This window comes from Agromyces sp. S2-1-8 (assembly GCF_021129215.1).
Taxonomy (GTDB): domain Bacteria; phylum Actinomycetota; class Actinomycetes; order Actinomycetales; family Microbacteriaceae; genus Agromyces; species Agromyces chromiiresistens.
This window is the reverse complement of the sequence record NZ_JAJOLP010000001.1, coordinates 1,808,036-1,833,716: the sequence shown is the minus strand read 5'-3', so window position 1 is coordinate 1,833,716 and position 25,681 is coordinate 1,808,036. Positions and strand designations below refer to the sequence as shown.

The window sequence follows — 25,681 nt, the reverse complement described above, 5'->3', positions numbered from 1 at the left end:
GAGAGCAACGCGCCGTTCAACCTCCAGTCTAGAGTCCCGGCGACCCACGCGCCGCCCCGCTGCCCTATCCTTGACGAGTGAGCGATTCCGGCCCTATCACCGAACATCGCGCCGAACGCGTCCTCGCCGTGATGTTCGCGGCGATCATCGGCTGCTCGATCGTCGCGTTCTTCGCCGTCATCATCGGCAGCGCCGCGGGCGCCGCTGCGAACGACGGCTTCAGCCAGGGCATCTGGCCGTTCGTCATCATGTTCCCGTGGTTCGGCCTGCCGATCGCCTTCGTGCTCCTCATCACGCTGCTGATCGTCAACGCGGTACGCCGTTCGCGCGAGACGCGGGCCGGATCGAGCTGAGCGGAGACGATGCTCGAACTCGCCGGACGACTTCGCGAACTGCCACGGGACGACCTCGCCGCAGCGCTCCGGTCGCGCGAGTTCGACGCCACCGGGGTCAACGATCTGTTCGACCTCGCCGAGTCGCTCCTCGCACCCGACTCGGTCGACCGCGCGATCGCGCGACTCGACCGGCCCCGCCTCGCCGTGCTCGTGGCGGCGGCCGACCCGACCTCGACGGTCGACGGCGTGCGGCGGACCCTCGCCGAACTCGGCGCGCCGGCATCGATGGTGGATGCCTCGGCGACGCTCATCGATCGCCTGGCCGAGTCGCTCCTCGTGGTGCGCGGCGACCAGCACCTGCACGTGCCCGCCGGCGTCGCCTCCCGGCTCCTCCCACGACTGGGCGTCGACCTGCCGACGCTCGCCGAGCTCGCCGCGCCCGCTCCGCCCGTGCTCGTGGGCGACGACCCCGTCGACCGCTCCCTGCTCGAGCGCCACTCGTCGGACGCCGCGTACGCGACGGTCGCGGCGACCGCCGAGCTGCTCGCCGCGCTCGGTGCGCAACCGGCCCGCGAACTCGCGAAGGGCGGGCTCGCCCTGCCCGACTCGAAGCGGCTCGCCGAGGCGAGCGGCACGCCCCTCGAGGCGCTGCCCGGCCTGTTCCACCGGGCCGACGAAGCCGGCCTCGTCGTGCGCGACGGGGCGTACTGGCTCGAGTCCGATCGTGGCGCGGCTTGGTCGATGGAGTCGGCGCGCGGCCGCTGGATCGTGCTCGCGGGGTGCTGGCGCGATCGCATCCCCGAGACGCTGCGGGAGCTCGTCGCGCGGCGAAGCGACACGCTCACCTCGGGGGCGCTCCGCGACGACGTTCGCTGGCTCTACCCCGCCGGCGGCGCCTGGCTCGACGACGGGCTGCAGCGCCTGCTCGGCGAGGCCGAGGCGCTCGGGCTCGCCGTCTCCGGCGAGCCGGTCGAAGCGGGCCGTCTCGTGCTCGCCGGCGAACTCGAGCGGGCCGCCGACCTCGTCGCCGCCCACTTCCCCGCCCAGGTCGATCACGTCTACCTGCAGCACGACCTCTCGATCGTCGCGCCCGGGCCGCTCGAGCCCGAGCTCGACGCGCGACTCCGCGGCATCGCCGACGTCGAGGCCCGCGACCTCGCATCGACGTATCGCGTGAGCGCGGCATCCGTGAACCGCGCGCTCGCCGCGGGCGAGCGTGCCGATTCGATCCTCGAGTTCCTGTCGTCGATCTCGCTGACCGGAATCCCGCAGCCGCTCGCGTACCTCGTCTCCGAGGCCGCCGAACGTTTCGGCGCCGTCAGGGTCACGGCCGCGGCCGAGTCGGAGGCACCCGCACAGGCCTCCATCCGATCCGACGACGCCGAGCTCGTCGGCACGCTGGCCGTCGACCAGGCGCTCGCCTCGCTCGCGCTGCGCCGCGCCGGCCCGCACCGGCTGCTCACCCGGTTCACGCCCGACGTGGTGTTCTGGGCGCTCTCCGACGCCAAGTACCCGGTCGCCGCGGAGAACGCCGACGGCGAGATCGTGCGCCTCCAGCGGCACCGGCTCGCGCCGGCTCCGGTCGTCGCTCCTCGCGCCGACCCCGTCGCCGCGCTCCTCGACCGCCTCGAGGCGACGCAGGGCGGCGACGGCACCGAGCAGGCCTGGCTCGCCCGCCAGCTCGAGGCGGCCGCCCGCTCGAAAGAGAGCCTCACCGTGACCGTCCGCATGCCCGGCGGCGACACGGCCGACTACCTGCTCGCGCCCGCGAGCGTGGCGAACGGGCGGCTGCGCGCGCGCGACCACAAGGCCGACATCGAACGCACGCTGCCGCTGTCGGCCATCGCCGCCGTCGCGCCGGCGCCCGCGGCGACGCCGGAGGGGTAGCCGGCAGCGCGACCGCGACCCACGCGACCGGGACGAGCACGAGGCATCCGCGCCGGCCGGGCGCCCACGAACCGGGCGTAGACTGGACGGTCATGTCGGACGGCCCACTCATCGTTCAGAGCGACCGCACGGTCCTCCTCGAAGTCGCGCACCCCCTCGCGGAGGACGCGCGGCACGATCTCGCCGTGTTCGCCGAGCTCGAACGCGCGCCCGAGCACGTCCACACCTACCGCATCACGCGCCTCGGTCTCTGGAACGCCAGGGCCGCGGGCCACGACGCCGACGACATGCTCGCGACGCTCGAGCGGTACGCGAAGTTCCCGGTGCCCCAGACGGTCGCGGTCGACCTCCGAGAGACCGTCGGCCGATACGGCCGGCTCGTCATCGACCGCACCGACGACGGCGCGCTTCGCCTTCAGAGCACCGACCTCGCCGTGCTCACCGAGGTCGTCGGCGCGAAGAAGATCGCCCCGCTCGTCGGCGACCGCATCGACGAGCGGAGCTTCCTCGTCGCGCCCTGGGCGCGCGGGCAGCTCAAGCAGGAGCTCGTGAAGCTCGGCTGGCCCGCCGAGGACCTCGCCGGCTACACGCCCGGCACCCCGCACGAGATGGGCCTCGTCGAGAACGGCTGGCACCTGCGCGACTACCAGCAGAAGGCGGTCGACAACTTCTTCGACGGCGGCTCGGGCGTGGTCGTGCTGCCGTGCGGCGCCGGCAAGACCCTCGTCGGCGCGGGCGCGATGGCGACCGCGAAGACCACGACGCTCATCCTCGTGACGAACACGGTGAGCGCCCGCCAGTGGCGCGACGAGCTGTTGAAGCGCACGACCCTCACCGTCGACGAGATCGGCGAGTACTCGGGTCAGGTGAAGGAGGTCAAGCCCGTCACGATCGCGACCTACCAGATCCTCACCGCGAAGCGGAAGGGCGAGTACGCGCACCTGTCGCTGCTCGACGCGCTCGACTGGGGCCTCATCGTCTACGACGAGGTGCACCTGCTGCCCGCACCCGTGTTCAAGCTCACCGCCGAGCTGCAGGCTCGCCGCCGGCTCGGGCTCACGGCGACCCTCGTGCGCGAGGACGGCCGCGAGGGCGACGTGTTCAGCCTCATCGGGCCGAAGCGCTTCGACGCCCCGTGGAAGGAGATCGAGGCGCAGGGCTTCATCTCGCCCGCGGCCTGCTACGAGGTGCGCATCGACCTGCCGCAGTCCGAACGGCTCGCATACGCGGCATCCGCCGACGACGAACGCTATCGGCTCGCCGCGACCGCCCCCGCGAAGCTCGGCGTCGTGAAAGAGCTCGTCGCCCGCCACGCGGGCGAGCGCATCCTCGTGATCGGCCAGTACCTCGACCAGATCGACGAGCTCGCCGAAGTGCTCGGCGCCCCGCAGCTGACCGGCTCGACGCCCGTCGACGAGCGCGAGCGCCTGTACCAGGAGTTCCGCGAGGGCACGACACCGGTCCTGGTGGTGTCGAAGGTCGCGAACTTCTCGGTCGACCTGCCCGAGGCGACCGTCGCGATCCAGGTGTCGGGCTCCTACGGCTCGCGCCAGGAGGAGGCGCAGCGGCTCGGCCGCCTGCTGCGCCCGAAGGAGTCGGGCCTCAGCGCCAACTTCTACACGCTCGTCGCCCGCGACACCGTCGACCAGGACTTCGCGCAGAACCGGCAGCGGTTCCTCGCCGAGCAGGGCTACAGCTACACGATCCTCGACGCGCACGCGCTCGAGGCCGCCTGATCGCCCGAGCGGCCCGAGACCCGACAGCGGTCAGCGTGCGCGCTCGTAGCGCAGCAGCAGCAGGTCGCCCGCCGGGATGGCGTGCACGAGACGCATCGGGCGGTCGAGCTCGGGCGCGCCGCGCACGATGCGCCCGGCATCGCCGGCGACGATCGTCGGACTGAGGCTCAGGCACAGCTCGTCGACGCGGTCGGCCTCGAGGAGCGAGCCGAAGAGGTGCGGCCCGCCCTCGCAGAGGACCTGCGGCACTCCCGCGGCGGCGAACGCGTCGACGGCGGCGCCGAGGTCGACCGCGACGTCACCGCACACGAACACGTCGGCGACCGCGGCGAGCGCCTTCCGCCGCTCAGGGTCCGACGCGGCGTGCGTCACGACGATCGGGCGGGTGGTCGCCTCGGCGAAGAAGGGATGCTGCGGCTGAAGCTCGAGCGCCGACGACACGACCGCGAGGCGGGGCTGGTCGGCGAGGCCGTACTCGCGTCGCCAGGCCACGTTCTCGGGACGCAGCCGCACCCCGCCGTAACCTTCGACCCGCACGGTGCCCGCCCCCACGAGGACGAGATCGGCGAGGGTGCGCATGACGCCCATCGCGAGCCGGTCGGAGGCGTCGCCGAGTCCCCCAGACCGCCCCTCGATCGTGACGGCACCGTCGAGGCTCGACACGAAGTTCATCCGCACGCGCGGGGTCGTCCGGTCGGCGAAGGCGTAGGCCTCGAGCAGCCGCTCGCGGTCGACTCGCGGCGCCTCGGCCTGCTCGGGGGCGTCGCCCGGTGTCTCGGTCATGGCTCCTCGTTCGGCCCGTCGACCATGTTGTGCTTGAGGTACGCGGGCTCGCGCCATCCCATGATCGCCTCGACCATCCGGGCCGCGTCGACCGACTCGGGCACGTTGTGCATGCGCAGGATGCGTGCGCCCTGCGCCGCGCAGAAGACCGCCGCGGCGATCGACCCGGCGAGGCGCTCACCGCGGGGGCGGTCGAGGCTCTCACCGATGAAGTCCTTGTTCGACACCGCAGCGACGAGCGGGAAGCCGAGCCTCGTGAACTCGCCGAACCTGCGAGTGAGCTCGAGCGTCTGCAGCGTGTTCTTGTTGAGGTCGTGCCCCGGGTCGAGCACGATGCGCTCCTCGGGCACGCCGCGCGAGACGGCGAGCGCGACGCGCTCCTCGAGGAACGCGCTGATCTCGCCCACGACGTCGTCGTACTGCGGCTTCGGGAACCACTGACGGGGCTCCGCTCGGCTGTGCGTGATGACGAGCGTCGCGTCGGAGCCGGCCACCACCTCGGCGAGCGCCGCGTCGTGCACCCCGGTCGTGTCGTTGATCACGTCGGCGCCCGCGGCGATCGCCGCCGCCGCGACCTCGGCGTGGAACGTGTCGACCGACAGCGCGGCCCCCGCCCCGGCGAGCGCCGCGACCACCGGCACGACGCGATCGATCTCCTCGGCGATCGGGATCGCGGGTCCAGGCCCGAACCTCGCTCCGCCGACGTCGATCCAGGACGCGCCCGCCTCGATCGCGCGGCGCCCGGCCTCGACCGCGGCATCGAGGCCGAAGGTCGCGCCGCGGTCGTAGAACGAGTCGGGGGTGCGGTTGACGACCGCCATCACGGCGATCTCACGACGGAAGTCGACCTCGCGGCCGGCGATCACGCGCACCGGCCGGGCGAGGTTCGGCTCGACCCAGCCCGCAGGCTCCGCCGTCACGCGGATGCCTCGGCGACGAGCCGCTCGAGCGGCACCGACGCATCGGCGAGCCGGGCCGGGTCGATGCGGGCACCCGATCGGATGAGCTGCTGGACCTGGTCGTTGACGTCCCAGACGTTCACGTTCATGCCCGCGACGACGCGGCCCTCCCGCTGCCAGAACGCGAGGAACTCGCGCGCGGCCCGGTCGCCGCGGAAGACCGGGTCGATGCCGTCGGCGAGCGTGCCGTAGCCCGAGTACTCCATGCCGAGATCGTACTGGTCGGTGTAGAAGTACGGGATCTCGGCGTACTCGACGCCCTCACCGGCGAGCGAGCGACCGGCGGCTCGCCCGGCGTTCTCGGCATTGGCCCAGTGCTCGACGCGCAGGTGGGACTGGAGCACCGGGTGGTAGACGCTCGCGACGTCGCCGACGGCGTACACGTCGTCGGCGCTCGTGCGGAACGAGGCGTCCGTCACGATGCCGCCCCGCACCTCGAGTCCGGCCGCCTCGGCGAGGCCGGTCTCGGGCACGGCGCCGATGCCGACGAGCACGAGATCGGCGGGCACGGTCTCACCGGTGTCGAGCTCGACCCCGGTCACGCGTCCGCCCTCGCCGCGGATGCCGGCGACGCCGGTCGACATGCGCAGGTCGACGCCGTTCGCCCGGTGCAGTTCGGCGAACACCTCGCCGACCGCGCTGCCGACGGCCGCAGCGAGCGGCACCGCCTCGGGCGCGATGACCGTCACCTCGTCGGCGTACCCGCGCGCCGCCGCCGTGGCCTCGAGGCCGATCCAGCCGGCGCCGATCGCCACCATCCGCCGGCCGCCGACCGCGAGCGCGGACCGGAGCGCCTCGGAGTCGGCGAACGTGCGCAGCACGTGCACGCCCGCGAGCTCGCCCTCCGGAGCACGCCATCGCCTGGCGCTCGCCCCCGTCGCGAGAAGCAGGCGCCCGTAGTCGAGCGTGCGGCCGTCGGCCAGCCGGAGCCGGTGCGCGGCGGGGTCGAGCCCGGTCGCGCGCACGCCGCGCAGCACCTCGACGCGCTCGTCGGCGTACCAGTCGGCCGGGAACACGTCGACGACGTCGCGTTCGGCCGCACCGGTCAGGAACTCCTTCGACAGCGGCGGCCGGATGTACGGCATCGCGTCTTCGCCGGCGACGATCGTGATCGGGCCCGTGTGCCCGGCCTGCCTCGCGCCCTCGGCTGCTCGGGCGCCCGCCAGCCCGCCGCCGACGACCAGGAGCCGTTCGTCACCCATCTCAGTTCTCCGTTCTGCCGATGCCGCAGCGCTCGAGGAACTCGCGGCGGACGCGGTCGTCGTCGCGCACGACGCCCGCGAGCGAGCTCGTGACGGTGCGCGTGCCCGGCACCTGCACGCCGCGGAGCGACATGCAGAGGTGCTCGGCCTCGAGCACGACGCCGACCCCGTCGGGCTCGAGCACCTCGACGAGGCGGTCGGCGATCTGCCGTGTCAGCCGCTCCTGCACCTGCAGGTCCCGGGCGTACTGCTCGACCACGCGGGCGAGCTTCGAGAGCCCGATGATGCGGTCGCCGGGGACGTAGCCGAGGTGGGCGACGCCGCGGAAGGGCAGCAGGTGGTGCTCGCAGAGGGAGTCGAACGGGATGTCGCGGACGACCACGAGTTCGCCGTAGCCCTCGCCGGGGAAGGTCGTCGGCGAGAACGGCCGCGGCGTCAGGAGCTCGATGAAGGCGTCGGCCACGCGTCGCGGGGTGTCGGCGAGGTGCTCGCTCTCGACGTCGCGGCCGAGCGCGACGAGCAGCGCCCGCACCGCGCGGGCGGCCCCCTCGCGGTCGACGGCACGCTCCGGCGCCTCGTCGGCGGTGACGGCGTGGAGTCTCGGCACCTCGGCCGCCCCTGCGAGTTCGATCGACGTCATGCGCACCTCCCGGGCCCTCGATGCCGAGGCTAGGCCCGCGTGATTCTTTTGTCAATGATTTCTGCATTTAGAGATATGATCGGGCCATGGCCTCCGCAGCGCAGGGCGACGCCGACGCGATCCGGGCGGTCGGCGCCCTCGCCGACCCGATCCGCAGACGCGTCTACCGCACCGTCTCGGCGAGCCGCGACGCCGTCGGTCGCGATCACGTCGCCGAGGTGCTCGACCTGCCGCGATCGACGGCCGCGTTCCACCTCGACCGCCTCGCGGACGCCGGTCTGCTCGCGACCGAGTCGCGCCGCCTGACCGGCCGATCAGGACCGGGGGCGGGCCGACCCGCGAAGCTCTACCGGCGCGCCGACGACGAGATCGCCTTCAGCATCCCGGCCCGGCTCTACGAGCTCGGCGGCGGCGTCATGGCCGAGGCGATCGGCCGAGCCGTCGACGAGGGGGTCCCGGTGCGCGACGCGCTGCGCGACGCGGCCGAACGAGCTGGGCGGCGTCTCGCCGAGGCATCCGGCGACCTCACCGAGGCGCTCGGCGACGCCGGCCTCGAACCGCGCGACGACGGCGGCGAGGGGGTCGTGCTCGGCACCTGCCCGTTCCATCGGCTCGCCCGCGAGAACCCCGGCGTGGTGTGCGAACTCAACCACGCCCTCGTCTGCGGCATGGCCGACTCGACCGGGTCCGACCCCGAACGCGTCATGCTCGACCCCGGGGCGGGCGCATGCTGCATCCGCATCGTCGACGCGCCGCACTGACCCGCCGCCCACACGACTCACAGCCACGTTTCAGCAAACGTCAAGAGAATCGAGCCATGAGCGACGGACCTCGCATTCTCATCGTCGACGACGAGCCCAACATCCGCGACCTCCTCACCACCAGCCTGCGGTTCGCGGGCTTCGCGGTGCGCGCCGTGGGCAACGGCGCGCAGACCATCTCGGCCGTGCTCGAGGAGGAGCCCGACCTCATCATCCTCGACGTCATGCTGCCCGACATGAACGGCTTCGGCGTCACCAAGCGGCTGCGCTCGGCCGGGTACACCGCGCCGATCCTCTTCCTCACCGCGAAGGACGACACCGAGGACAAGATCACCGGCCTCACCGTCGGCGGCGACGACTACGTGACGAAGCCCTTCTCCCTCGACGAGATCGTCGCGCGCATCAAGGCCATCCTGCGGCGCACGATGCACGCCGAGGAGGACGCGGTCATCCGCACCGGCGAGCTCACGATGGACCAGGACACCCACGAGGTGCTCGTCGGCGACGTGCCGGTGGAGCTCTCGCCCACCGAGTTCAAGCTGCTCCGCTACCTCATGCTGAACCCCAACCGGGTGCTGTCGAAGGCGCAGATCCTCGACCACGTCTGGGAGTACGACTTCAACGGCGACGCCGGCATCGTCGAGAGCTACATCTCGTACCTGCGCCGCAAGCTCGACCAGCACTCGGCCGAGCCGCTCATCCAGACCAAGCGCGGGTTCGGCTACATGCTGAAGAGCTCCAAGCCCTGACCCAGCTTCCGCCGCCTAGACTCGGCCAGCCATGAATCAGACGATGTTCGAGCGGTGGAACCGCATCTCGCTGCGCACCAAGATCACCGGTGTGACGGTGCTCATGCTGACGCTCGGGCTGCTCGTCTCGGGCATCGGCACGGCCGCGATGCTGCGCTCGTACGTCGAGGACCAGATGGAGTCGAAGCTCCAGTCGCTCGCCTCGGGCGACGGGCTCACGAAGTACTTCGAGATCGACAGCGACCGGCCCCGGGCGCAGACGAACCTCAACCAGCTCGACTTCAGGCCGAGCGACGACGTCTTCGTGGCGATCTACACCTCGAGCGGCGAGTACCTCCGCAGCAACTGGGAGGACCGGCCCGAGGCCGACTGGCCGCGGATCCCCAAGACGCTCACGCAGGGGAAGGTCACCTCGCTCAACGACGGGGGCTACCGGACGTTCGCCCTCGACGACGACGCCGACGAGCCGACCTTCCGCGCCGTGACGACGCTCGTCACCGCCGACTCGCACGGCACCCTCGTGCCGATCGTGATCGCGATCTCGTCGAAGGACACCGAGCGCCTGCTCGCGGTCTACCTGACGATCTTCTTCGGCTTCGGGCTCGGCGTCGTGCTCGTCGGGGCGCTGCTCACCCGGATGCTGGTGACGAGCACCTTCGCGCCGCTCCGCGAGGTCGAGCGCACGGCCGCCGCGATCGCCGACGGCGACTTCAGCCAGCGCCTCGGCGGCGCCACCCCGAACACCGAGGTCGGCCGGCTGAACCGGTCGCTCAACACGATGCTCAACCGCATCGACCGCGCCTTCCGCGACCGCGCGCGCACGATCGACCAGATGCGCCGCTTCGTCGGCGACGCATCGCACGAGCTGCGCACGCCGCTCGTCTCGGTCCGCGGCTACGCCGAGCTCTACCGCATGGGCGCACTGCAGTCGCCCGAAGAGGTCGGCCAGGCGATGGAGCGCATCGAGAAGGAGGCCATCCGCATGGGCGGTCTCGTCGAAGACCTCCTCGCGCTCGCCCGCCTCGACGAGGCGAAGCCGCTCGAACTCGCCGAGGTCGACCTGGTTCCGCTCGCCCGCGACGCAGCGCTCGACACGATGGCGGCCCATCCCGACCGCACCGTGACGGTCATCGCCCCCGAGGCCGGCACCGTCGAGGACGCCTCGGAGCCCGTGGAGCTCGCCGTCGACCTCGAGCAGGCCCCCATGCGCTCGACCGGCGCGATCGCGTTCGCCGGCGCGACCCTCGCGCGACTCCGTGGCCGACGACTCGCACCGGCGCCGCGGCGCACCTCTTCGCGCGCGGCCGGACGCGAGGCGCAGCGACGGCGCCAGCTCGACGCCGCCGGCATCGAGCTCGAGGCATCCGCAGCCGCATCGGCCGGCGAGCCCACCGGGCCCGCGCCCACGATGCCGGTGCCCATCGGGTCCGGTGAACCCGCCCCCGTGCAGCGCGCCGTCGTGCTCGCCGAGGAGAACAAGATCCGCCAGGTCATCACGAACCTGATGGGCAACGCGATGCGCTTCACGAACGACGGCTCGCCGATCGAGATCAGGGTGAGCATCGACCCGGCCGACGAGCGGGCAATGGTCGAGGTGATCGACCACGGCGAGGGCATCCCGCCGCAGATCCGCGAGAAGATCTTCCAGCGGTTCTGGCGCGCCGACACCTCGCGCACGCGCGAGACCGGGGGCTCCGGTCTCGGGCTCGCGATCGTCTCGTCGATCGTCGCGGCCCACAACGGCAGCGTCGACGTCGTCGAGACGCCCGGCGGCGGCGCGACCTTCCGCGTCATGCTGCCGCTCGCCGGTTCCGCCGCCGCTCCGCAGTCGATCGTCGAGGCCTGAGCCGCGGACCCGTCCTCGACAGCCGCCGACGTGCGCCGTCAGTGCACGACGGCAGCGGACTCGCGGTCCCGAGCGGACGCGCCCGCCTAACGTTCGGGAAGACACCGAACGAGAGGGACTCCCATGACCAGCTATCACGTCGACGCCGACCAGGTCTCCGCCGCGACCCAGACCGTGCAGGGCACGATCGGGCGCATCCAGTCCGACGTCGCGGCGCTCATGTCGCAGCTCACCGGGCTGCAGTCGTCGTGGTCGGGCCAGGCGTCGTCGGCCTTCCAGGGCGCGGTCGCCGACTGGCGGGCCACGCAGTTGCAGGTCGAGCAGAGCCTCGTCGGTCTCAATCGCGCACTCGGGCTCGCCGCGGCGCAGTACGCCGACGCCGAGCAGTCGAACGCCCGGCTCTTCCTGCGCTGAGCCGGGCGCATTCCCGGCGTCGGTGCCACGTGCCCGAGACCGGGTCCATGACGAACGAGACACCGCTCGACCTGTCGCCGGCGGACGCCCGGCGGGCGGACACGACGAAGGGCGCCTCCCGGGGGAGGCGCCCTTCGCGCATTTCGTGCGGACTGCTTAGAAGTCCATGCCACCCGTGGGGTCGCCGACCGGAGCCGGGTTCTTCTCGGGCTTGTCGGCGACGACGGCCTCGGTCGTGAGGAAGAGGCCGGCGATCGACGCGGCGTTGAGCAGCGCCGAGCGGGTCACCTTCACCGGGTCGTTGATGCCCGCGGCGAGCATGTCGACGTACTCGCCGGTCGCGGCGTTGAGGCCCTGGCCGACCGGGAGGTTGCGCACGCGGTCGACCACGACGCCCGGCTCGAGGCCGGCGTTGAGGGCGATCTGCTTGAGCGGGGCGTCGATCGCGACGCGGACGATGTTCGCGCCGGTCGCCTCGTCGCCCGAGACGTCGAGCTTCTCGAAGGCGGTCTTGCCGGCCTGGATGAGCGCGACGCCACCACCGGCGACGATGCCCTCCTCGACCGCGGCCTTCGCGTTGCGGACGGCGTCCTCGATGCGGTGCTTGCGCTCCTTGAGCTCGACCTCGGTGGCCGCGCCCGCCTTGATGACGGCGACGCCGCCGGCGAGCTTGGCGAGGCGCTCCTGGAGCTTCTCGCGGTCGTAGTCGGAGTCGGTGTTGTCGATCTCCTTGCGGATCTGCGCGACGCGGCCGGCGATGGCCTCCTCGTCGCCGGCACCCTCGACGATGGTCGTCTCGTCCTTGGTGATGATGACCTTGCGGGCCTGGCCGAGCAGGTCGAGGGTGACGTTCTCGAGCTTGAGGCCGACCTCCTCGGAGATGACCTGGCCGCCGGTGAGGATCGCGATGTCCTGGAGCTGCGCCTTGCGGCGGTCGCCGAAGCCGGGAGCCTTGACGGCGACCGACTTGAAGATGCCGCGGATCTTGTTCACGATCAGGGTCGCGAGCGCCTCGCCGTCGACGTCCTCCGCGATGATGAGCAGCTGCTTGCCGGTCTGGATCACCTTGTCGACGATGGGCAGCAGGTCCTTGATGTTCGAGACCTTGCTGTTGACGATCAGGATGTACGGGTCTTCGAAGACCGCCTCCTGACGCTCGGGGTCGGTGACGAAGTACGCCGACAGGTAGCCCTTGTCGAAGCGCATGCCCTCGGTCAGCTCGAGCTCGGTGCCGAAGGTGTTCGACTCCTCGACGGTGACGACGCCCTCCTTGCCGACCTTGTCGATCGCCTCGGCGATGAGCGCACCGATCTGCTCGTCGGCGGCCGAGATCGAGGCCGTGGCGGCGATCTCTTCCTTCGTCTCGACGTCCTTCGCGTTCGCGAGGAGCTCGGCCTCGACGGCCTGGACGGCCTTCTCGATGCCGCGCTTCAGCGAGATGGGGTCGGCGCCTGCGGCGACGTTGCGGAGGCCCTCGCGGACGAGCGCCTGAGCGAGGACGACCGAGGTCGTGGTGCCGTCACCGGCGACGTCGTCGGTCTTCTTCGCGACCTCCTTGACGAGCTCGGCGCCGATCTTCTCGTACGGGTCGTCGAGTTCGATCTCCTTGGCGATCGAGACGCCGTCGTTCGTGATCGTGGGGGCGCCCCACTTCTTCTCGAGCACGACGTTGCGGCCGCGCGGGCCGAGGGTCACCTTGACCGCGTCGGCGAGCGTGTTGAGGCCACGCTCGAGGCCGCGACGGGCCTCTTCGTCGAAAGCAATGATCTTTGCCATGTGTGTCTCTCGTCCCTTCTCGGACGTCTTCAAAGATTCGTGGTTTAGCACTCAAAACGAGTGAGTGCTAAGACGATTCTGGCACTCTCGTGCTGGGAGTGCAAGCGAGCACCGGACCCTTCCGCACGCTCGCGGCGAACACCCGCCGCTGCGTGCGCGGCGGTCCGAGACCTCCCGGATGCCTCGTGGCCGGCGCCGTTCAGGGCGCGAACTTCACCGAACCCGACTTCGGCACGAGTTCGATCCAGGTGTTGCCCGGCGCGAGCCGAAGCGGCGACCCGTCGTCGGCGGTGAGCACGATCGGCGCCGCCTGCGAGTCCTTCTTCCAGGTTCCGTGGGCGGTGCGCCCGGCGCTCGAGACCCACACCTCCCCCGAGCCGACCATCACCGTCTTCGGCACCTCGCCGTATCGCCAGTCGATGCCGACCCGCATCGTGACGACATTCGTCGCACGGACGCGTTCGCCGCCCTCCTGCGTGTCGGCCCGCCCCTCCTGCGAGCGGAGCCAGCTCGAGGTGCCCGCGTCCCAGTCCCACGAGGGGTTTCGGGCATCGGAGAACACGAGCGCGATCTTCGAGGTCGGTGCCGCCTTCAGGGCGGGGTCGGCGAGCGGGTCGGCCGTGCCGTACGCGAACTGCACCGGCGGCGGATCGAGCTTCGCGTTGCGCCCGACCGCCTCCTTCGAGCGCAGGATCACGTCGTGCGGTCCCGGCCGCTCGTCAGCGCGGTGGAAGAGACCGGTGTCGTCGTAGTCGAACACGATGTTCTTGAGCGGGGTCGCCATCATCATCGCGACGAACTGGTCCTGCCCGCCCGAGTACGCGATGATGCCGCCGAGCGGCGTCACGATGTCGGGATCCATCGGCCGGATCGACCGGACCGGTCCCACACTGTCCGGCACGTCCGAGTGCCAGACCGCGATGTAGCGGGTGATGCCGCCCTCGACGAGCTCCTCGAAGACGAGGTCGGTGCGGTTGAGCGCGATCTGCGGCCGCGCCTCCTCGTGGTCGTCGATCTTGACCGCGAGCGACGGGTGCGCGGGCGCCGCGGGGTCGGTCGTGGTGCCGCGCAGCGGCGAGAACGAGACCGCGACGGGCTGCGACGTCCCGACCGGCCGCGGTTCGGCCGACGGCGTCGGCGCCTCCGTCGGTTCGGGCGGTGACGACTGGCACGCCGCGGTGACGAGCACCGCCGCGGCGAGCACGAGGACGGCGATCGCACGTCTCGCGCCCGGGCGGACCCCCTTGACCATGCCGTCATCGTAGCCATCGCCGGGCTTCGCCGGCCGGGATGCGGCCCGGGACACGCCGCGCCCGCCGCACCTCGCCGGGTCGCGCGACGAACCCCACGAACACCGAACGCGCCGCCGATCGGCGACGCGTTCGGGACGCTCGGATGACGCTCAGGCGGGACGCACCGCCTCGGCCTGCGGCCCCTTCGACCCGGTGCCGACCTCGAAGACGACCTGCTGGCCCTCTTCGAGCACCTTGTACCCGGCCATGTCGATGGCCGAGTAGTGGACGAAGACGTCCTGGCTGCCGTCGTCGACGGTGATGAAACCGTATCCCTTTTCAGCGTTGAACCACTTGACGGTTCCGTTCGCCATGCGTTGCTCCCATAACTGCAGTGTGTCGATCAGCACGTGCCTGTCGCCTGTACCGGGCCGGCTCAGTCGATGCACTGGCACGAGCCCCGAGGGGGCGCCTGCACAGCGCGGGCGCGAGCGACCAATTCCAGATACTCACAGACCCGACATCCCGCGCACAAGGGGTCCGATGCAACGAATGGTCGCAGAATGGCAACGATTCGCGGGCGATCAGCCGGCGGACGCCTCCGCGTAGTCGGAGCCCAGGACGAGGACGAGCGGCGTGCCCGTCTCGGCGAAGCTCTCCGACAACCGGACGTCGGCTTCCGGCAGGAGTCCGGCGACCCCGCGCGCCGCGCCCTCGAGGTCGGGTGTCGCATAATAGACGACCGTCTCCGTGATGTCGTTCTCGCTGGCGTTCGCGGTGGCGCCCACCGTGACCCCGCCGGCCGTCAGCGTCTCGCTCGCCTTCGCCGCGAGGCCCGCCGTCGAGGTGCCGTTGAGCACCGTCACCGGCACCGGTGCGATCGTCGGCGGGGCCGTGGCGGCGGGCGACGCCGACGCCGTCGCAGCGGGCCCGCCGCCCGAGATGTCGAGGCGGTCGTTGAAGATCATGACCCCCGCGATGCCGATGCCGGCGAGCACGACGGTCGCGAGCGCCGCCCAGCCGAACCTGATCCACTTCGCACCGCGGCGGGCGGGAGCGCGATGCGCGCCGACGCGGTCGATGCCGTGCGGGATCGAGTCGAAGCGGTCGCGGGGGAACTTCTGCGCCATGGGGTCCAGATCGGGGTCGGGGCCGGCTCAGTCGAGCGGTCGGCCGAGGGAGAGCGAACGTTGCGATCTCGCCGCGCGGCGTGCGGACCGCAGGCGTTGCAGTCGCTTGACGAGCATCGGGTCGTGGCGCAGCGCCGCCGGCGAATCGATGAGCTCGCCGAGGATCCGATAGTAACGGGCGGCCGAGATGCCGAACTCGTCGCGGATCGCCTCGGCCTTGCGGGCCGGCTGCTGCCACGCGCGCGCCTCGAAGGCGAGCACGCGCAACTGGCGATCGTCGAGCGGGGCGTCGTCGGGGCGGTGCGGCACGCGCTCGGCGCTCATCCGGTCCTCCCGTCGCGCGAGCCGGGCGGCCCGCCTGCAGCACATCCTAGGCAACGCTCGCCGAGAGGCCGCCGCATGGCGGCGTGTGTCACCGCGGAACAGCCGGGCCGCTCGCGGCGTTGCATCCGATGTCGTCGCCGCCCCTGAGAACTGCGACGATGGAACCGACCCCGTGAACGAGAGGAGCGCCCATGTCACACCCGGTGCAGAAGAGCGATGAGGAATGGCGCGCCGAGCTCGACCCCGCACGGTACTCGGTGCTCCGTGAGGCCGCGACCGAGCGGCCGTGGTCGGGCGAACTGCTCGACGAGGAGCGCGCCGGCGTCTACACCTGCGGCGCATGCGGTGCCGAGCTCTTCAAGAGCGGCACCAAGTTCGACTCGGGGTGCGGCTGGCCGAGCTTCTACGAGTCGGTGCGGCCCGAGGCGGTCGAGCTCATCGAGGACCGCACCCTCGGCATGGTGCGCACCGAGGTCCGCTGCGCGGCGTGCGGCTCGCACCTGGGGCACGTCTTCCCCGACGGGTTCGGCACGCCGACCGGCGACCGCTACTGCATGAATTCGCTCGCGCTCGGCTTCACGCCCGAGCAGTGACGACGGATCCGGCACGCCGGGCGGCGCTCCTGCGCCGCTCGGCAGCCAAGGTGACGGAGGCCGCGCCCGACGACGCCGAGCTGCTCGTGCTGCTCGAGGCGGCGGAACGGGTCGCCGATCACGCGGGCCTCCGTCCGTGGCGGACGATCGCCCTGCGCGGCGACGCGCGGAGGCGGCTCGGTGCCGCACTCGTCGAGGCATCCGGTCTCGACGGCGCGGCCGCCGACAAGCTCGCGGCCAAGCCGTTGCGCGCCCCGCTCCTCATCGCGCTCGTCGTGCGCCGCATCTGGCACCCGAAGGCTGCCGACTGGGAGCAGGACGCCGCGGCGGCCGGCGTCGCGCACATGCTGAGCCTCCTGCTCGACGAGGCCGGCTGGGGCGTCATGTGGCGCACCGGGCCGTACACGAGGCATCCGGCCGTCGCCGACATGCACGGCCTCGCGCCCAACGAGCAGCTGCTCGGCTGGCTCTACGTCGGCGGCCGCGACGGCGAACGGGCGCCGAGGGGCCCGGCCAGGCCGCCGCAGTTCAGCTCGATCGACTGACCGCGTCGGGGCGCTCGACGACGTCGGAGCGGTGCCGGTGGCGCGACCACCGGATCGATGCGACCGCGACCGCGGCGAGCGCGAGGAGGGTGCCGCCGATCGTCGCCGCGTCCACGGCGCGTCCGGTCGGCAGGAAGAGGTCGAGCGCGAGCGCGCCCGCGAGCTGTCCGGCGACGCCGCACAGCGCGAGCAGGAGCACGCCGACGACGCGCACGACGAGCGCCTGGCCCGCGATGAAGATGCAGCCGATCGCCCCGCCGGCGCAGAGCCACGGTTCGGTCGGCAGGCGTTCGGGCCAGCCTGCGGCGACGCCGTGCACGACCGCCGCCGCGACGAGAGCGACGGTGCCGACCGCGAAGTTCACGAACGCCGCCGTCAGCGCGCTCGACGCCTCGGCCTTGACGCGGCCGTTGACGGCCTGCTGCCACGAGACGGCGAGGCCGGCCGCGAACGGCAGCAGCATGACGACGAACGGCACGTCGTGGGCGAGCTGCGCCGAGACGGCCCAGGCGATCGCCGCGAGGGCGAGGACCGCGCCGAGCACCCGGGTCGGCGAGAGCGGCCTCCTGCCGCCCGGGCCGAGGCCCGCGAGGTCGAACACGATCCCGCCGATCGTCTGGCCCGCGACGATCGCGACGGTGAACATCGCGACGCCGAGGAGCCCCGCCGACAGCCCCTGGGTCGTGACGAACCACGCACCGCTCAACCCGCCGAGCACCATCCACCAGGCGAGCCGGCGTGCGCCGAGCGCGGCGATCACCCGCCGGAGGCCGACCCGACCCGGACGCCACACGCAGAGGGCGACGGCGAGGATCACGAGCCCCGACCCGAACGAGATCGCGGCGGCCGTGAACGCGTCGTCGAGGTCGGCCGCGAGCGCGCCGTTGACCCGCGACTGCAGGGCCGTGAACGCCCCGAACACGATCGCCAGCGCGATGGCGATCCAGCGCGGCATGCGGGTGCGTTCGGCGTGCTGGTGGTGCTCGTGCACGTCGGCGGGATGCTCGGTCAAGAGCCGACTGCGGGACTTGAACCCGCAACCCCCGTATTACAAGTACGGTGCGCTACCAATTGCGCCAAGCCGGCATGGCCCGACCGGTGCGGGCCCCGACAATCCTACTCGGAGCCCGGCCGCCGGTGCGCGGAGACGACGAAGGCCCGGCGACGCGCGCCGAGCCTTCGTGCGATCGCGATGGGTCAGCCCGCGGGCGTGGGCGTCGGGGTGGGCGACGGGGTCGAGTTCGACTCCGAGAACGCCTCGCCGGTGGCCTGCAGCACGAACGACTGGAACTCGGCCGGGTCGGTGAGCGAACCCTGGTACTGCTTGCCGTTCACGAGCACCGTCGGGGTGCCCTTGATCGACTCGAGCTCCGAGTTCGGCACGGGCTGGGTGAGCGCGCGGGTCGTCGCCTCCTGCACCCACGACTTGAACTGGGTCTCGTCGATGCACTTCTCGATCGTCGACGTCGACTTGGCACCCGACTGCGACACGAACTCCTTCAGCTGGTCGTTCGTGAGGCCGTCGCTGCCCTCCTCGGGCTGGTTCTCGAAGAGCAGCGCGTTGAAGTCGAGGAACGCCTCGGGCGAGGTGTCGGCGACGCACGCCGCCGCGTTCGCGGCGCGCAGCGAGTACTGGGTGCCGTTCGATCGGTTCGTGAGGATCGCGAGCGGGTGCACCTCGAGCGTCGCCGCCCCCTGCTCGACCATCGTGCTGATCGCTTCGCCGTTCGTCGTCTCGAACTGGCCGCAGAAGGGGCACAGGTAGTCGACGTAGACGACGATGTTCGCGACCGTGCCGCTGTCGTCCTGCTCGGTCGGCTTGGGCGTCGCACCGGCTGCGAGCGCCGGGGTGTCGACGGGCGTGATCGTGCCGTCGGCCCCCGTGAGCACGATGCCGTCGCTCGCCATGTTGGCGGGGCCGGGGCCGGCCGGCTTCACGCTGTTGAAGATGAGCGTGCCGACGAGCGCCGCGATCGCGATGACCGCCACGATGATTCCGCCCTGGATCAGCACCTTGTTGCGGCGGTCGCGCTTCTTCTGCGCCTCGCGGAGCTCGCGCGCCTTCTCGCGCGCGGCCTCCCGCTGCTGGTTACGGGTGGGGCGTGGCTGGTTGGATCCGCCGTTGCTCATCGATGGTCACTCCGGTCGCTGTGTGGGCACGCCGAAACAGGGGGGCGCACGTGAACACGATAGTAGGAACGGCATCTGGGAATCACCCGAACCCCGGCTGGACATCGCGACGACGGTCTGGCGGTCCGCCCCGAGAGGTCCGTGCGAGGCATCCCCGCGAATTCCTCCGTGGTCGGGAGCCTCTGCCGCGCGTGCGATACTGAGGAGGCGTCACCGTCGACGCGCTTCCATTCACAACGGATCGTCCGGCACGTACCTGCCGGTGAAGGAGAGAAATCAACATGGCGTCAGTCACGTTCGACAAGGCCACCCGCCTCTACCCGGGCGGCACCCGCCCCGCGGTCGACCAGCTCGACCTCGAGATCGCCGACGGCGAGTTCCTCGTGCTCGTCGGCCCGTCCGGCTGCGGCAAGTCCACGTCGCTCCGCATGCTCGCCGGCCTCGAAGAGGTCAACGACGGCAACATCTTCATCGGCGACCGCAACGTCACCGACGTCCCCCCGAAAGACCGCGACATCGCGATGGTCTTCCAGAACTACGCGCTCTACCCGCACATGACGGTCGCCGAGAACATGGGCTTCGCGCTCAAGATCGCGGGCGTCGGCAAGGACGAGCGCGCTGCGCGGGTCCTCGAGGCCGCGAAGCTGCTCGACCTCGAGCCCTACCTCAGCCGCAAGCCGAAGGCCCTCTCTGGCGGCCAGCGCCAGCGCGTCGCGATGGGCCGCGCGATCGTTCGCCAGCCCCAGGTCTTCCTCATGGACGAGCCGCTCTCGAACCTCGACGCCAAGCTCCGCGTGCAGACCCGCACCCAGATCGCGTCGCTCCAGCGCCGGCTCGGCGTCACGACCGTCTACGTCACGCACGACCAGACCGAGGCGCTCACGATGGGCGACCGCATCGCGGTCCTGAAGGACGGCCTGCTCCAGCAGGTCGGCACCCCGCGCGACCTGTACGAGAAGCCGAACAACGTGTTCGTCGCCGGCTTCATCGGCTCGCCCGCCATGAACCTGTTCCACGCCGACCTCGTCGACTCCGGCGTCAAGTTCGGCACGGCTGTCGTTCCCGTCGACCGCGACGTGCTCGCCGAGGCCAACGGGGCTGTCGCCACGATCGGCGTGCGCCCCGAGGACATCGTCGTGTCGGCGACCCCGGGCGAGGGCCTCGAGGTCGACGTCGACCTCGTCGAGGAGCTCGGCGCCGACGGCTACCTCTACGGGCACTCGACCGTCGAGGGCAAGCGCACCGACATCGTCGCGCGCGTCGACGGCCGCCTGCACCCGAACGCCGGCGACAAGGTCTACCTCACCGCGACGCCGAACCACGTGCACCTCTTCGACGCCGAGTCGGGCGACCGCCTCGGCAACAAGGCCGTCGTCAGCTGACGCGCCTCACGACGATCGATGCCGGTCGGGCCCTCGGCCCGGCCGGCATCGTCGTCTCCGGCGGCGCCCCGCGCGAGGCATCCCGTTTCTGCAACCGCCGCAGGGCTGCAAGGATCGACATATGAGCGGTTCCCTCTCGATCACCTCGGCCATGACCGACCCGGCGCTCCTCGATCTGCCGTGGGACCTCCCGCTCGAGTCATGGCCGTCCGACGCGATCGCCGCGCTGCCGAAGGGCATCTCGCGGCACCTCGTGCGCTTCGCCCACCTCGGCGGCCACGTCGTCGCGATCAAGGAGACGACCGCCGAGATGGCGCGGGGCGAGTACGAGATGCTGCGCACCCTGCAGCGGCTCGAGATCCCCTGCGTCGAACCGGTCGCGGTCATCACGAACCGCACCGACGACGAGGCCGAGGAGCTCAAGCCCGTGCTCGTGACGCGGCACCTGCGGTTCTCGCTGCCGTACCGGGCCCTGTTCTCGCAGACGCTGCGACCCGACACCGCGACCCGGCTCGTCGACGCCCTGGCGGTGCTGCTCGTGCGGCTCCACATCGTCGGCTTCTTCTGGGGCGACGTGTCGCTCTCGAACACGCTCTTCCGCCGTGACGCCGGCGCGTTCGCCGCCTACCTCGTCGACGCCGAGACCGGCAAGCTCTTCGAGGGCGGCCTCTCGAACGGCCAGCGCGAGAACGACCTCGAGATCGCGCGCGTGAACATCGCCGGCGAGCTGCTCGACCTCGAGGCCGGCGGCAAGGTCGCCGACGAGCTCGACCCGGTGCGCATCTCGAACGGCATCGTCGACGCCTACCGCAAGCTCTGGGGCGAGCTCACCGGGCCTGAATCGTTCCCCGGCGCCGAGCGCTGGCGCATCACCGAACGCGTCAACCGCCTCAACGAGCTCGGCTTCGACGTCGAAGAGCTGGCGATCAAGACGGATGCCTCGGGCACGACGGTCCGCATCCAGCCGAAGGTCGTCGACGCGGGCCACCACCAGCGGCGCCTGCTGCGCCTCACCGGCCTCGACGCGGGCGAGAACCAGGCCCGGCGGCTGCTCAACGACCTCGACTCGTACCGCGCGGCGTACGGCAAGGCCGACCTCGACGAGGAGATGGTCGCGCACGAGTGGCTCATGCGGGTGTTCGAGCCGGTGGTCCGCGCCATCCCGCTCGAGCTGCGCCGCAAGCTGGAGCCGGCCGAGGTGTTCCACCAGCTGCTCGAGCACCGCTGGTTCATGGCGCAGCGCGCCGGACACGACATTCCCCTCGCCGAGGCCGTGACCTCGTACGTCAACGAGGTGCTGCGGCACCGCCGCGACGAGGCGACCGTGATCGACCCGCCGACCGGATCGATCACGGCGGCGATGGACGTCGTGCCGACCGAGACGGCTGCGATCAGCGCGATCGACCCCGACGACGAGGACGACTGGCGGCTGAAGGTCTGACGCACGGGCGTCGCGCCCGCGGGTCGGCGCCCGCGGGTCGGCGCCCGCGGGTCGGCGCCCGCGGGTCGGTCGCGCGGCGGCGCGCTCGTTACTCGGCGGCGCGCAGCTTCGCGATCTCGTAGAGCGTGACCGATGCGGCGATGCCCGCGTTCAGCGACTCGGTCGAGGCGCTGATCGGGATCGACACGATCGCGTCGCACGTCTCGGCGACGAGGCGCGAGAGCCCCTTGCCCTCGCTGCCGACCACGATGACGATCGGGCGATCGGCCCAGCTGAGGCCCGGCAGCGACACGTCGCCGTCGCCGTCGAGGCCCAGCACGAAGACACCGCGCTCCTTGAGGCTCTTGAGCGTCTGCGTGAGGTTCGCGGCCATCGCGACGGGCACGCGAGCCGCGGCGCCCGCGGAGGTCTTCCACGCCGCCGAGTTCACGCCGACCGAACGGCGCTGCGGCACGATGACGCCCTGGCCGCCGAACGCGCCCGTCGACCGCAGGATCGCGCCGAGGTTGCGCGGGTCGGTGACGCCGTCCAGGGCGACCAGCAGCGGCGTCTCGTCGCGGGCGATGACCTCGTCGAGCAGTTCGATCGGGTGGGCGTACTCGTAGGGCGGCATCTTGAGCGCGAGGCCCTGGTGCACGCCGCCGTCGCCGGCGAGCCGGTCGAGCTCGGGCCGCATGACCTCGAGGATCGGGATGCCGCGGTTCGTGGCGAGCTTGACGGCCTCTTTCACCCGGTCGTCCATCTCGACGCGGGCGGCGATGTACAGCGTCGTCGCGGGAATGCGGGTGCGCAGCGCCTCGACGACCGAGTTGCGGCCCGTCACGATCTCCGACTCGTCGCCGGACTTGGCGCGGCGCGATGCGCCCGAGGCGCCGCGGGGCGCGCTCGCGCCCCGGCCCTGACCTGCGACCTTGCCGGCCGGCTTGCCCTTGCCGCCGGCCGCGGCGTAGCGCTCCTGCGCCGCCTTGCGCTTGCCGGCGGGGTGCCAGGCGCGATCCTCCGCCTTCGGGGTCGGGCCCTTGCCCTCGAGCGCCTTGCGCCCGTGCCCGCCGGTGCCGACCTGCTTGCCCGCCGCGCCCTTGCCGCCCTTGCGTACGGCTCCGGCGCGCGACTTGCCGCTGCTGCCCTTCATGATCCCAAGCTCCAATGCGTGCCGGTCTGACTGTCTTCGATGGTGATGCCCGCCTCGGCGAGCTCGGTGCGGATGCGGTCGGCGGTCGCCCAGTCCTTCGCGTCGCGCGCTGCGCGGCGGTCGTCGATGAGGCGTTCGACGAGCGAACCGAGGGCGGATGCCGCGGGGCCGGCGTCGGCCGTGGCCCAGTGCGGGTCGCGGGGATCGATGCCGAGCACCTCGACCATGGCGCCGACCTGCCCGTGGGCGACGGCGGCGTCGTGCAGTTCTTCGTCGTCGAGCGCCTGGTTGCCGGCGCGCACCGTGTCGTGCAGCACGGCGAGCGCCTGCGGAACGCCCAGGTCGTCGTCCATCGCCGCGGCGAACGCTTCGGGGACCTCGGGCGCGCCGACGCCGACGAACCGGGTGCCGGCGAGTCGGCGTTCGACGCGCTGCAGGAACGTGCGGATGCGATCGACGGCGGCCTCGGCCTCGGTGAGCGAGCCCGGCGAGTAGTCGAGCGTCGAACGGTAGTGGGCCTGCCCCAGCAGGTACCGCACGGCGAGCGGAGAGGCGAGGCTCAGGAGCTCGGCCGCGTAGACCGAGTTGCCGAGCGACTTCGACATCTTCTGCCCGCCGATGTTCACGAGGCCGTTGTGCACCCAGTAGCGCGCGAACGCCTGGCCGGCCGCGGTCGACTGGGCGAGCTCGTTCTCGTGGTGCGGGAAGCGCAGGTCGAGGCCGCCCCCGTGCACGTCGAACTCGTCGCCGAGGTAGCGCGCAGCCATCGCCGAGCACTCGATGTGCCAGCCGGGCCGGCCCACGCCCCAGGGCGAGCGCCAGCCCGCGGACTCGGGCTCGCCGGGCTTGCGTCCCTTCCACAGGGCGAAGTCGCGGGGGTCGCGCTTGCCGCGCGGGTCGGCGTCGGCCGCGGCCTCCATCTTGTCGCGCGACTGACGCGTGAGCTCGCCGTAAGCGGGCCAGCTCGAGGTGTCGAAGTACACATCGCCCGAGTCGTCGGCGGCCGGATAGGCGTGCCCCGATTCGATGAGGCGGGCGATGAGCTCCTGCATCTGCTGCACGCTCGCCGTCGCCCGCGGCTCGTACGTCGGCGGCAGGATGCCGAGCTGCGCGTAGCCCGACGTGAACTCGAGCTCGATGCGGTAGGCGAGGGCCCACCACTCCTCGCCCGAGCCCTGCAGCTCGCGGTGCGCGGCGTCGAGGATCTTGTCGTCGATGTCGGTGACGTTGCGCACGAAGACGACCTCGTTGCCGCGATAGGCGAACCAGCGCCGCATGATGTCGTAGACGAGCGCACTGCGGAGGTGCCCGATGTGCGGGCTCGACTGCACCGTCGGACCGCAGACGTACATGCCGACGCGCCCCTCGCGGAGGGGCACGAAGTCGCGCAGCGCCTGGGCCTTCGAGTCGTAGAGTCGCACGGTCACCCGCCAAGCCTACCGGCGGGGGGCCCGAACGTCGTGCGGCTCAGGCGGGCACGATGAGCGCGGTCGCGATCGCCGCGACCCCCTCGCCGCGCCCGGTGAAGCCGAGCGCGTCGCTCGTCGTCGCGGCGACGCTCACGGGGGCGCCGAGCACGCGGGACAGCAGCGCCTCGGCCTCGGCGCGACGCGGCGCGAGCTTCGGCCGGTTGCCCACGACCTGCACCGTGACGTTGCCGATGACGAACCCGGATGCCTCGACGAGGCGCCGCGTCTCGGCGAGGAAGACCTCGCCGTGGGCGCCGGCGAAGCGCGCGTCGGCCGTGCCGAAGATCTTGCCGACGTCGCCGAGGCCCGCGGCCGCGAGCAGCGCGTCGCAGATCGCGTGGGCCGCGGCGTCACCGTCGGAATGGCCCGAGAGCCCGCGCTCCCCCGGCCACTCGAGCCCGGCGAGCCACAGCGGCGTGTCGTCCTGCCCGAACGCGTGCACGTCGGTGCCGGTGCCGATGCGCGGCACCGCGGCGCTCCTGCCCCGGGCGGCCGCCGCGGCGGCGGCGGCCGGGTGCGGCTCGGCGAGCAACTGCTCGGCGCGGCGCAGGTCTGCGGGCACCGTGATCTTGAAGGCGCGCACGTCGCCCGGCACGGTGTCGACGACGAGCCCGGTCGCTGCGACGAGCGCCGCATCGTCGGTGTGTTCGGCGTCGGCCGTACGGTAGGCGTGGTCGAGCGCCCCGCGCGGGAACCCCTGCGGGGTCTGCACCGCCCGGAGCTCGGACCGGTCGATCGTCTCGACCACCGACCCGTCGGCGACGCGCTTGATGGTGTCGACGACCTCGAGTGCCGGCACGATTCCGTGACCCCGGGCGCGCACCGCGGCGGCGACCTCGTCGAAGACCGGTGCGGGCGTGAGCGGCCGGGCGGCATCGTGCACGAGCACCGTGTCGACGCCAGCGGCGACGACCGCGAGGCCCCGGGCCACGGAGTCCTGCCGGCTCGCACCGCCCGCAACGACCTCGAGCGGAGCGCCGGCGGCCGCGACGACCGGGGCGAGCCCGCCCCGCACCTCGTCGACCCGGTCGGCGGGGGCGACGACGACGATCGCCGGCGTCTCGCGCATGGCGAGCACGCCGGCGATCGCGGTCGAGAGCACCGTGCCGTCGCCGAGCGGCACGAACGCCTTCGGCTCGGGACGGCCCAACCTCGTGCCGCTTCCTGCGGCGACGATGATGACGGCGGTGCGCGGGGTGCTCATGGGATGAGCGT

The 25,681-nt window shown here is 72.0% G+C and carries 25 protein-coding genes and 1 tRNA gene; 11 read left to right on the top strand and 15 right to left on the bottom strand.

Going from position 1 to position 25,681, the window contains the following annotated elements:
- Positions 1-77 precede the first annotated feature (77 nt).
- From LR269_RS08315 to LR269_RS08305, 3 genes are all read left to right on the top strand, one after another.
- Positions 78-353, top strand: a complete 276-nt coding sequence (locus LR269_RS08315; protein ID WP_231430266.1) for a multidrug ABC transporter ATPase — start codon at positions 78-80, stop codon at positions 351-353.
- A 9-nt stretch (positions 354-362) separates the two neighbouring features.
- A complete protein-coding gene (locus tag LR269_RS08310) occupies positions 363-2,222 on the top strand; it encodes a helicase-associated domain-containing protein (RefSeq protein ID WP_231430265.1) in 1,860 nt (619 codons plus the stop codon).
- A gap of 92 nt (positions 2,223-2,314) precedes the next feature.
- Positions 2,315-3,958: a DNA repair helicase XPB gene (locus LR269_RS08305; RefSeq protein ID WP_231430264.1), complete on the top strand. Its 1,644-nt coding sequence runs from the start codon at positions 2,315-2,317 to the stop codon at positions 3,956-3,958.
- A 30-nt stretch (positions 3,959-3,988) separates the two neighbouring features.
- On the opposite strand, the gene LR269_RS08300 is transcribed toward LR269_RS08305, so the two are convergent.
- From LR269_RS08300 to folE, 4 genes are read right to left on the bottom strand one after another with little or no spacing between them, the layout of a single operon-like run.
- The gene (locus LR269_RS08300; protein WP_231430263.1) at positions 3,989-4,741 is read right to left on the bottom strand and encodes a pyrimidine reductase family protein; all 753 of its coding nucleotides are present in this window, start codon (positions 4,739-4,741) and stop codon (positions 3,989-3,991) included.
- Entirely contained in the window at positions 4,738-5,661 is a 924-nt protein-coding gene (gene folP, locus LR269_RS08295) for a dihydropteroate synthase (protein ID WP_374201101.1), read from the bottom strand. The genes LR269_RS08300 and folP overlap by 4 nt, the downstream gene beginning before the upstream one ends.
- The gene (locus LR269_RS08290) at positions 5,658-6,902 is read right to left on the bottom strand and encodes an NAD(P)/FAD-dependent oxidoreductase (RefSeq protein ID WP_231430262.1); all 1,245 of its coding nucleotides are present in this window, start codon (positions 6,900-6,902) and stop codon (positions 5,658-5,660) included. Before LR269_RS08290 ends, folP begins: the two co-directional genes overlap by 4 nt.
- Before the next feature lies 1 nt (position 6,903).
- Positions 6,904-7,542: a GTP cyclohydrolase I FolE gene (folE, locus tag LR269_RS08285; RefSeq protein WP_231430261.1), complete on the bottom strand. Its 639-nt coding sequence runs from the start codon at positions 7,540-7,542 to the stop codon at positions 6,904-6,906.
- A gap of 86 nt (positions 7,543-7,628) precedes the next feature.
- On the opposite strand from folE, the gene LR269_RS08280 reads away from it, so the two are divergent.
- The 4 genes from LR269_RS08280 (at position 7,629) to LR269_RS08265 (ending at position 11,312) form a co-directional block, all read left to right on the top strand.
- Positions 7,629-8,303 carry a metalloregulator ArsR/SmtB family transcription factor gene (locus LR269_RS08280; protein WP_231430260.1) on the top strand — a complete coding sequence of 225 codons (675 nt, stop codon included), beginning with the start codon at positions 7,629-7,631 and terminating at the stop codon, positions 8,301-8,303.
- A gap of 56 nt (positions 8,304-8,359) precedes the next feature.
- Positions 8,360-9,052 carry a response regulator transcription factor gene (locus tag LR269_RS08275; RefSeq protein ID WP_022894322.1) on the top strand — a complete coding sequence of 231 codons (693 nt, stop codon included), beginning with the start codon at positions 8,360-8,362 and terminating at the stop codon, positions 9,050-9,052.
- A 31-nt stretch (positions 9,053-9,083) separates the two neighbouring features.
- Positions 9,084-10,898 (top strand): cell wall metabolism sensor histidine kinase WalK, encoded by a 1,815-nt coding sequence (locus LR269_RS08270; RefSeq protein ID WP_231430259.1) that lies wholly within the window; start codon positions 9,084-9,086, stop codon positions 10,896-10,898.
- A 123-nt stretch (positions 10,899-11,021) separates the two neighbouring features.
- The gene (locus tag LR269_RS08265; protein WP_231430258.1) at positions 11,022-11,312 is read left to right on the top strand and encodes a WXG100 family type VII secretion target; all 291 of its coding nucleotides are present in this window, start codon (positions 11,022-11,024) and stop codon (positions 11,310-11,312) included.
- A gap of 156 nt (positions 11,313-11,468) precedes the next feature.
- On the opposite strand, the gene groL is transcribed toward LR269_RS08265, so the two are convergent.
- The 5 genes from groL to LR269_RS08240 form a co-directional block, all read right to left on the bottom strand.
- A complete protein-coding gene (gene groL, locus LR269_RS08260; RefSeq protein WP_231430257.1) occupies positions 11,469-13,088 on the bottom strand; it encodes a chaperonin GroEL in 1,620 nt (539 codons plus the stop codon).
- A 199-nt stretch (positions 13,089-13,287) separates the two neighbouring features.
- Entirely contained in the window at positions 13,288-14,340 is a 1,053-nt protein-coding gene (locus LR269_RS08255) for a DUF3048 domain-containing protein (protein WP_231430256.1), read from the bottom strand.
- A 150-nt stretch (positions 14,341-14,490) separates the two neighbouring features.
- Complete coding sequence (locus LR269_RS08250) at positions 14,491-14,694, bottom strand: cold-shock protein (RefSeq protein WP_231430255.1); 204 nt, start codon at positions 14,692-14,694, stop codon at positions 14,491-14,493.
- Between the two features lie 210 nt (positions 14,695-14,904).
- Positions 14,905-15,450, bottom strand: a complete 546-nt coding sequence (locus LR269_RS08245; RefSeq protein WP_231430254.1) for a LytR C-terminal domain-containing protein — start codon at positions 15,448-15,450, stop codon at positions 14,905-14,907.
- A 27-nt stretch (positions 15,451-15,477) separates the two neighbouring features.
- Positions 15,478-15,774, bottom strand: a complete 297-nt coding sequence (locus LR269_RS08240) for a DUF3263 domain-containing protein (protein WP_231430253.1) — start codon at positions 15,772-15,774, stop codon at positions 15,478-15,480.
- 191 nt (positions 15,775-15,965) lie between these two features.
- On the opposite strand from LR269_RS08240, the gene msrB reads away from it, so the two are divergent.
- Both msrB and LR269_RS08230 read left to right on the top strand, forming a co-directional pair.
- Complete coding sequence (gene msrB, locus LR269_RS08235; protein ID WP_231430252.1) at positions 15,966-16,367, top strand: peptide-methionine (R)-S-oxide reductase MsrB; 402 nt, start codon at positions 15,966-15,968, stop codon at positions 16,365-16,367.
- A complete protein-coding gene (locus tag LR269_RS08230; protein ID WP_231430251.1) occupies positions 16,364-16,912 on the top strand; it encodes a nitroreductase family protein in 549 nt (182 codons plus the stop codon). The genes msrB and LR269_RS08230 overlap by 4 nt, the downstream gene beginning before the upstream one ends.
- Here the strand turns inward: LR269_RS08230 and LR269_RS08225 are convergent.
- The 3 genes from LR269_RS08225 to LR269_RS08215 form a co-directional block, all read right to left on the bottom strand.
- A complete protein-coding gene (locus LR269_RS08225) occupies positions 16,896-17,924 on the bottom strand; it encodes a DMT family transporter (protein ID WP_231430250.1) in 1,029 nt (342 codons plus the stop codon). The two genes, LR269_RS08230 and LR269_RS08225, sit on opposite strands and share 17 nt — an antisense overlap.
- A gap of 1 nt (position 17,925) precedes the next feature.
- A tRNA-Thr gene (locus LR269_RS08220) sits at positions 17,926-17,998 on the bottom strand.
- A gap of 111 nt (positions 17,999-18,109) precedes the next feature.
- Complete coding sequence (locus LR269_RS08215; RefSeq protein WP_231430249.1) at positions 18,110-19,042, bottom strand: thioredoxin domain-containing protein; 933 nt, start codon at positions 19,040-19,042, stop codon at positions 18,110-18,112.
- A gap of 281 nt (positions 19,043-19,323) precedes the next feature.
- Here LR269_RS08215 and LR269_RS08210 point away from each other — a divergent pair, with 281 nt between their 5' ends.
- Both LR269_RS08210 and LR269_RS08205 read left to right on the top strand, forming a co-directional pair.
- Positions 19,324-20,424, top strand: a complete 1,101-nt coding sequence (locus LR269_RS08210) for an ABC transporter ATP-binding protein (RefSeq protein ID WP_231430248.1) — start codon at positions 19,324-19,326, stop codon at positions 20,422-20,424.
- Positions 20,425-20,545: 121 nt separating this feature from the next.
- Positions 20,546-21,865 (top strand): DUF4032 domain-containing protein, encoded by a 1,320-nt coding sequence (locus LR269_RS08205; protein WP_231430247.1) that lies wholly within the window; start codon positions 20,546-20,548, stop codon positions 21,863-21,865.
- Between the two features lie 88 nt (positions 21,866-21,953).
- On the opposite strand, the gene rlmB is transcribed toward LR269_RS08205, so the two are convergent.
- From rlmB to ispD, 3 genes are read right to left on the bottom strand one after another with little or no spacing between them, the layout of a single operon-like run.
- Positions 21,954-22,997: a 23S rRNA (guanosine(2251)-2'-O)-methyltransferase RlmB gene (gene rlmB / locus LR269_RS08200; RefSeq protein WP_231430246.1), complete on the bottom strand. Its 1,044-nt coding sequence runs from the start codon at positions 22,995-22,997 to the stop codon at positions 21,954-21,956.
- The gene (gene cysS, locus LR269_RS08195; protein WP_231430245.1) at positions 22,994-24,424 is read right to left on the bottom strand and encodes a cysteine--tRNA ligase; all 1,431 of its coding nucleotides are present in this window, start codon (positions 24,422-24,424) and stop codon (positions 22,994-22,996) included. The genes rlmB and cysS overlap by 4 nt, the downstream gene beginning before the upstream one ends.
- 40 nt (positions 24,425-24,464) lie before the next feature.
- Complete coding sequence (gene ispD / locus LR269_RS08190; protein ID WP_231430244.1) at positions 24,465-25,670, bottom strand: 2-C-methyl-D-erythritol 4-phosphate cytidylyltransferase; 1,206 nt, start codon at positions 25,668-25,670, stop codon at positions 24,465-24,467.
- Positions 25,671-25,681 lie beyond the last annotated feature (11 nt).

What these genes read in the sequence shown, in the direction of transcription:
- LR269_RS08310 (WP_231430265.1), top strand. Translation starts at nt 363, where the DNA reads ATGCTCGAACTCGCCGGACGACTTCGCGAACTGCCACGGGACGACCTC.
- LR269_RS08305 (WP_231430264.1), top strand. Translation starts at nt 2,315, where the DNA reads ATGTCGGACGGCCCACTCATCGTTCAGAGCGACCGCACGGTCCTCCTC.
- LR269_RS08300 (WP_231430263.1), bottom strand. Translation starts at nt 4,741, where the DNA reads ATGACCGAGACACCGGGCGACGCCCCCGAGCAGGCCGAGGCGCCGCGA.
- LR269_RS08290 (WP_231430262.1), bottom strand. Translation starts at nt 6,902, where the DNA reads ATGGGTGACGAACGGCTCCTGGTCGTCGGCGGCGGGCTGGCGGGCGCC.
- folE (WP_231430261.1), bottom strand. Translation starts at nt 7,542, where the DNA reads ATGACGTCGATCGAACTCGCAGGGGCGGCCGAGGTGCCGAGACTCCAC.
- LR269_RS08280 (WP_231430260.1), top strand. Translation starts at nt 7,629, where the DNA reads ATGGCCTCCGCAGCGCAGGGCGACGCCGACGCGATCCGGGCGGTCGGC.
- LR269_RS08275 (WP_022894322.1), top strand. Translation starts at nt 8,360, where the DNA reads ATGAGCGACGGACCTCGCATTCTCATCGTCGACGACGAGCCCAACATC.
- LR269_RS08270 (WP_231430259.1), top strand. Translation starts at nt 9,084, where the DNA reads ATGAATCAGACGATGTTCGAGCGGTGGAACCGCATCTCGCTGCGCACC.
- LR269_RS08265 (WP_231430258.1), top strand. Translation starts at nt 11,022, where the DNA reads ATGACCAGCTATCACGTCGACGCCGACCAGGTCTCCGCCGCGACCCAG.
- groL (WP_231430257.1), bottom strand. Translation starts at nt 13,088, where the DNA reads ATGGCAAAGATCATTGCTTTCGACGAAGAGGCCCGTCGCGGCCTCGAG.
- LR269_RS08255 (WP_231430256.1), bottom strand. Translation starts at nt 14,340, where the DNA reads ATGGTCAAGGGGGTCCGCCCGGGCGCGAGACGTGCGATCGCCGTCCTC.
- LR269_RS08250 (WP_231430255.1), bottom strand. Translation starts at nt 14,694, where the DNA reads ATGGCGAACGGAACCGTCAAGTGGTTCAACGCTGAAAAGGGATACGGT.
- LR269_RS08245 (WP_231430254.1), bottom strand. Translation starts at nt 15,450, where the DNA reads ATGGCGCAGAAGTTCCCCCGCGACCGCTTCGACTCGATCCCGCACGGC.
- LR269_RS08240 (WP_231430253.1), bottom strand. Translation starts at nt 15,774, where the DNA reads ATGAGCGCCGAGCGCGTGCCGCACCGCCCCGACGACGCCCCGCTCGAC.
- msrB (WP_231430252.1), top strand. Translation starts at nt 15,966, where the DNA reads ATGTCACACCCGGTGCAGAAGAGCGATGAGGAATGGCGCGCCGAGCTC.
- LR269_RS08215 (WP_231430249.1), bottom strand. Translation starts at nt 19,042, where the DNA reads ATGAGCAACGGCGGATCCAACCAGCCACGCCCCACCCGTAACCAGCAG.
- LR269_RS08210 (WP_231430248.1), top strand. Translation starts at nt 19,324, where the DNA reads ATGGCGTCAGTCACGTTCGACAAGGCCACCCGCCTCTACCCGGGCGGC.
- LR269_RS08205 (WP_231430247.1), top strand. Translation starts at nt 20,546, where the DNA reads ATGAGCGGTTCCCTCTCGATCACCTCGGCCATGACCGACCCGGCGCTC.
- rlmB (WP_231430246.1), bottom strand. Translation starts at nt 22,997, where the DNA reads ATGAAGGGCAGCAGCGGCAAGTCGCGCGCCGGAGCCGTACGCAAGGGC.
- ispD (WP_231430244.1), bottom strand. Translation starts at nt 25,670, where the DNA reads ATGAGCACCCCGCGCACCGCCGTCATCATCGTCGCCGCAGGAAGCGGC.